The following is a 5,181-nucleotide window of genomic DNA, read 5'->3' as shown; positions in this document are numbered from 1 at the left end:
GTTCCTCCACGGTCTCTTCGTGGAGCGCTGCGGGGCAAACAACCGGCGGCACAGCCTCGATAAACTCGGAAATAGCGATGGAGATCCGACGTGCCTCGTCCCTCGCCTTATTGAGCGCGAACTCATTCCAGCGCTTCGCATCTTCTGCGATTTGCGCATACCTTGCCATCAACAGCCTGATCCGGACGCGCATTTGCCTGACTTCGTCCGGCGATCCCTCACGTGCTCTCTTCAGACACGCATCGATTTCGGCGGCGATCTGCTCGGCCTCATCGTCGATTGCCTCCGGCGTATCGAGATTGTGAACCGCTCCGCGGCGGTCGGTCCAAATGAACATAGTCATCGGAAGTCTCCGAAGGACAGATTCGCGCCATGCGCGTCGAGCCAATCCGCAGCCTGACCGCGCAGCAGATGGCCTGGCATAGCCATGCGCAGGATGCGACACGTCACCCGGATCAACCATCTTTGGTCAGGCGTCATTTCGGCGTTTCGCCACTCGCCATGGAGTCGGAATTCTTTGTCGCGCGCGAGCCACTCGGCGCGATCCTCAAGATAGAGGGCCCGCCTTTTCCGCCACGTCAGGAAAAGGCCCCGCGCAGCCAGCTCTCGATGGCCAGTGTCGAGAAGATCGGCGATCACGCCAGCAGCATTTTTTGCCGTCTGTCCTGCTGCCGCCTCATGAATGCGCGCAGCCAGCGCAGTAGCCTTTAAGTCCAGAAGTCCAGCCAGCGCGTCAGCATCCGCAGCTTGGAAGCCTGCGTTGACCATTACACCACCCAAGGTGATTTTGTGATGCATCGAGGTTGGATTGGCGACGACCAACTTCTCGACAGGTTCCATAAGCGTCCGGCGACGCTCGGCGATCGCATCTCGCTGCGCGTTGATTTCCTCGATCCGGCGATCGGCAGCCGCAATTGTCGGCTCGGTTTTCCGGGGCTCATCGTCGGGTTCGTAAATTTGCGAATTCATCGGGGTTCTCCTTTCACAGGAGCAATGCCGAGATGCGCATTGGAATAATCCTCGCAAAAGTCGTTCGACCTGCAGGTGTCAGCACGTTCGCTCCCCATCGAAGCGTCAGCAGAGGGATATCTGACTAAATTCTGCGAGGATTTTCAGGCTTTAAGGAGGGGTAGGGTTGGGGGGTTAATTGGCGCGAGAAATGTTTCAGCGATGCCGAAACCAACTTCCTCCCGCACTGCGGTTCGGAACACCCCCCAACCCAAGGTGCACAGCTTCGTACCCGCCGTTTTCAGGGATGATTACGGCCGCGAACGCGCGCTGACCTCCGACGCGGCAAAGTCGTTCAGCAAGAAGAAGCTGGATGCTGCCTCCCGCGCCATGGAGCGCAGAGCGAACCTGGCCATGGAAAAGGCGATCATCGAATCCGACCGCGAAACAGCTCGTGCCATTCAAAAGCTGCGCCGACAGGAGCGCGAGGCCGATATTGCCTTGGCGCGCATATACAGCCGGTGGCTGTCCACGAAAGTCCGCCCAGTTCGGAAGATCGAGCACAAGCCACCAAAACCGAAGTCCGACATTCCACCGGCCTCCAAGGTCGCACTACCCAAATATGATGCCCCGCTGCGCGATCGGCGCGGACGGCTCGGAGTGTTCTTCGACAGCCGCTACTACTCCAGCAAGACCGCAAAGCCCGGTGTTGCATCACGGGTGGTCAAATACATTTTCCACGGTGCACATGTGGACGCCGATGGAAATGTGATGTGGCGGACCAATGTCGGAGAGACGATCGACGAGGCGGTGTGCGGGTTCGACCACATCGAACTGATCAACCGGTCCAGCCAGAAAAACGCGAAGGTGATCAATCACGCCGTTCTGGCCATGGATCATCGCTGGACACCGGAGCAAATGCTGGATGTTGGCGAGCGCTGGGCGCGGGAAAGGTTTGGACAATACGGTTTGCCCTTCGCGATTTCGCTGCACCCGCCACCGCCTGAAGGGGATGATCGCAACTGGCACATGCATGTCGTCTGGAGTTGGCGGCCGCTCAGACGGGTCGGTGACCACGAATGGCTGGTCGGCGAGGGCCTCCGCAGTGATCTCGACGGCGCTCGCGGCATGTGGGTCCTGCGGGAGCGCTTCGCCGGAATTTCGACGCTGATGTCCTTCGAACGAGGCGACTGCGACGTCTACACCGCTCTATCGCATGCTGCTCGCGGACTCCCTGTCGAACCGCAAAAGAAACTGGGCGAAGCCAAGACTCGCCGGGCGCGAGCGGGCGAGTTTGTCGCGGATAACGAGGAAAACCATGAACGCGTGATGCGCTCCAAGGCAGCGCTGATTGATGATGATCTGCGACGTGAAGATGAGCGCCTTGCCGTGGAACTGGAACTGGCACGTAAAGTCGCAGCAGGCATTGCAAGGCTGGTAAAGCTCCCGGTTCGACCTGCCTTCACCTATGCAGTGTCCAAATTCTCGGTGCCCAGCCCAACTGCCGCAGTCGATAAATGGCGGTCAATTGTCTTGGCCGAGCCGGCCTGTCAGGCCCCGCCGGCAATGGGGCCCTCGGTCAACCCAGTCACCATCGGCAAGGGTATCGATGCAGTCCGCACCATCATCTCAGACAGGAAATTCGCAAATTTGCGAATTGGCGTTGTTCCGGCACCGCCCACCGCACGGCTGTATTCAACGCAACCCTTCGCCGCGCAGGTGCCGCATGCGGCCCTCCCAGCGCGCGCGAATGTGCCATTGGCGCCAATTGTGCCCTCAAAGGCGTTCATTGCTGGCAAGTTTGCCATTCCGAACCCGGTCATCGCACCGCCCGCACCGGCAAAACAACCTGTGATACCCAGACCACCCACCAGATTTGAGGTGTTCTTGGCTTGGTCTCCACCGGTCGGCGGAAAGCTGCCACACACGCTGGCGATGCGGCGAAAGCCGGCGCCACCGCCATCCTTGCCGCTATTTGAGGTCAAGCCCTTCAAGGCACCACCCATGTCGAAGTTTATCCTTCGCGCCGCCAAGGCCATCGGTGATGTTCCCAAGTTGCCCGCTATGATCGTACGCTACGGGAACATGATGGCCGGCGTCACTGTACCGCCAATAGCTCCAGTCCCTCAGGTCCTGCGTACACGCCATGTCAAGACGCCACCGCCAGCAACGCCCTATGCGCCGCCATATTTCGTCGTGCCCGCCGCGGATCTTTCGGTTCCCGCCGCAGCGGCAGGCAGGGCCGCAGCGGCCGAACTCGAACTCACATTGGCAAGAGCGCGTGCGCTGATGAGCGAAGATGCGGATAATGTTGCAGACGTCAGACAGGAATCAAACAAGGACGTCCGGGCCAGCGTCAGCCTCAAGCCATCCACCTCTCCGTGGCTCTTGATCGCGATGCTCGAAGAACGTCGCTGGTCGATCCGGAAAGACAAGCGCGGGCTTTGGACGTTGGAAGCCGGTCTTTTACGGGAAGCGGGTTTGACGCTCGAACAGATCGACAGCGACGGGATGCAACGTGTTCTCGCGAAGGAGAACGCCAAGCAAGTCGAAGAGCTTCGGCAAGTGGCCACCTTCATCGCTGGGGCTCCACAAGACTGGCTTGTACAATCAGAGAATGGCTGGCGCCTTACAACCAGCGCGCCGGAACGGCTCCGACGGATAATGCACATGTGGCGCGCCGATCCGCGCGCTCAAAAGGCCTTCGGCGAGCTCGCATCGATGGCCCCCGCATCAAAGGCCAGCACTTCGATCTTGGAAGAGCGGCAAGCTCGCCTGCTCAGCCTGATCTTTGACCAGAACGAGGTGGCCGACACTCATGACAAAAAAGCTGAGCAGTCCCAGAGGGCGGCGCCCACAAGACCGCCATGGCCATTCCCGGATCGAGGCGGGCCAGGAATGGGCGGCTGAACTCGTCAATTTCATCGGCGCACAGGCAAGCTTCAGCTTATGGCTCACCCATGCCGCTCATTTGGGAAAAGTCCCTCGGCTGAGCCTCTGTTGGAGGTCAGCAGGTAGAGGGGAAAAGTTGCCCTTCGGGCTGACCTCGTAACGACGAGGTGAAGCATGAATACCAACTCCGACAAGGGCGCGTCCGGCAGCGCGGGCGCCCCAAACAATGCCACACATCTGAACGGGTTGCAGCAACGCGTGCTGCTGCCGGTCCGAACCCGGAGCGAATGGCCAAAACAGCCTGCCGAAGATCGACCGCTACGGCGGATCGCCATCATCGACACGGAAACGACGGGTCTGGACTGGGCCCGGCATTCCGTCATCGAGGTCGCGGCAGCCGCCGTCCTCGTCGATGACGCGGGGCGGATCGCGGCCATCCCCTCCCTCGGTTCGGGGCTGAACGATCCCGGTCACCCTCTGCCGCCGGAGATCGTGGAACTGACTGGTTTGACCGATGCCATGGTCGCCAACCGGGAAATCGACCGCAATGAGCTCGGCGCCTTTCTCGCATCGTGCGAGGCGGTGCTGGCCTTCAATGCGGGGTTCGACCGGCCTTTCGTCGAGGCCTTGCTGCCAGATCTGCCCGCCATGCGCTGGGGCTGCGTCATGGCCGATATCCCTTGGCGCAAGCTTGCCTTCGAGCCAGGCCCCCAGAACTACCTGCTGATGCAAGCGGGCAGGTTCGCCGCCGGGGCACACCGCGCCAAGGACGATGTGCTTTCGCTGATCGCCCTGCTGGATCATGTCTGCGCCGACGGGGCGAGCATCATGGCCAAGGTTCTGGATGCGATCGATGCGCCGGCGTGGCGGTTCGAGGCTACGTGGGCGAGTTACCACCAGCGGGATCTGCTGCGGGACCGGCGCTATCGCTGGCGAGCGGAAGGCCGAAGCGGCGTCTGGCACAAGCATATCCGCGCTGATCAGTATCAGTCGGAATGGGACTGGCACCTGAGCGTCATTGGCCATGAGCCCTCGGTCATCCCGCTGCCGGCGACCGAAAGGTATCGCCATGATCGGTCGTGGAAGCCGGTCGAACGCAAGGCGAAGATTACCGCCTGAGGGCGGTGTGGGTGAGCTGGATCCGGGAAAGGAAAAGGCTTCGTTCCCCCATGCGCGGGGGAGCGTCACACTAACAAGGAACTACCAAACAATGAGAAATCTCAACCTCGGCGGGGCCTGCCCCCGCCGGCCGATCACGCACGCCATTGCCCGGGCCATGCTGCATCCGACCGCACCGGTCGATGTTGCATTGGGCGACTGCGACCTCGGGGTATTCGCCGT

General features: G+C 61.0%; 4 protein-coding genes. 2 read left to right on the top strand and 2 right to left on the bottom strand.

Features of this window, described 5'->3' with window-relative positions; genetic code table 11:
• The coding region (locus AX692_RS09580) for a hypothetical protein (protein ID WP_155646302.1) at window positions 1–343 on the bottom strand (343 nt) is incomplete at its 3' end.
• Window positions 340–969: a conjugal transfer protein TraD gene (locus AX692_RS09575; protein WP_067399357.1), complete on the bottom strand. Its 630-nt coding sequence runs from the start codon at window positions 967–969 to the stop codon at window positions 340–342. The genes AX692_RS09575 and AX692_RS09580, both read right to left, overlap by 4 nt.
• A 255-nt stretch (window positions 970–1,224) precedes the next feature.
• Here AX692_RS09575 and AX692_RS19640 point away from each other — a divergent pair, with 255 nt between their 5' ends.
• Both AX692_RS19640 and AX692_RS09565 read left to right on the top strand, forming a co-directional pair.
• The gene (locus AX692_RS19640; RefSeq protein ID WP_067399354.1) at window positions 1,225–3,858 is read left to right on the top strand and encodes a hypothetical protein; all 2,634 of its coding nucleotides are present in this window, start codon (window positions 1,225–1,227) and stop codon (window positions 3,856–3,858) included.
• 156 nt (window positions 3,859–4,014) lie between these two features.
• Entirely contained in the window at window positions 4,015–4,959 is a 945-nt protein-coding gene (locus AX692_RS09565; RefSeq protein WP_067399352.1) for an exonuclease domain-containing protein, read from the top strand.
• The last annotated feature ends 222 nt before the right edge of the window (window positions 4,960–5,181 follow it).

Source organism: Erythrobacter donghaensis (assembly GCF_001557325.1).
In the GTDB taxonomy this organism is placed as follows: domain Bacteria; phylum Pseudomonadota; class Alphaproteobacteria; order Sphingomonadales; family Sphingomonadaceae; genus Erythrobacter; species Erythrobacter donghaensis_B.
This window is presented reverse-complemented; position numbering and strand designations above follow the sequence as displayed.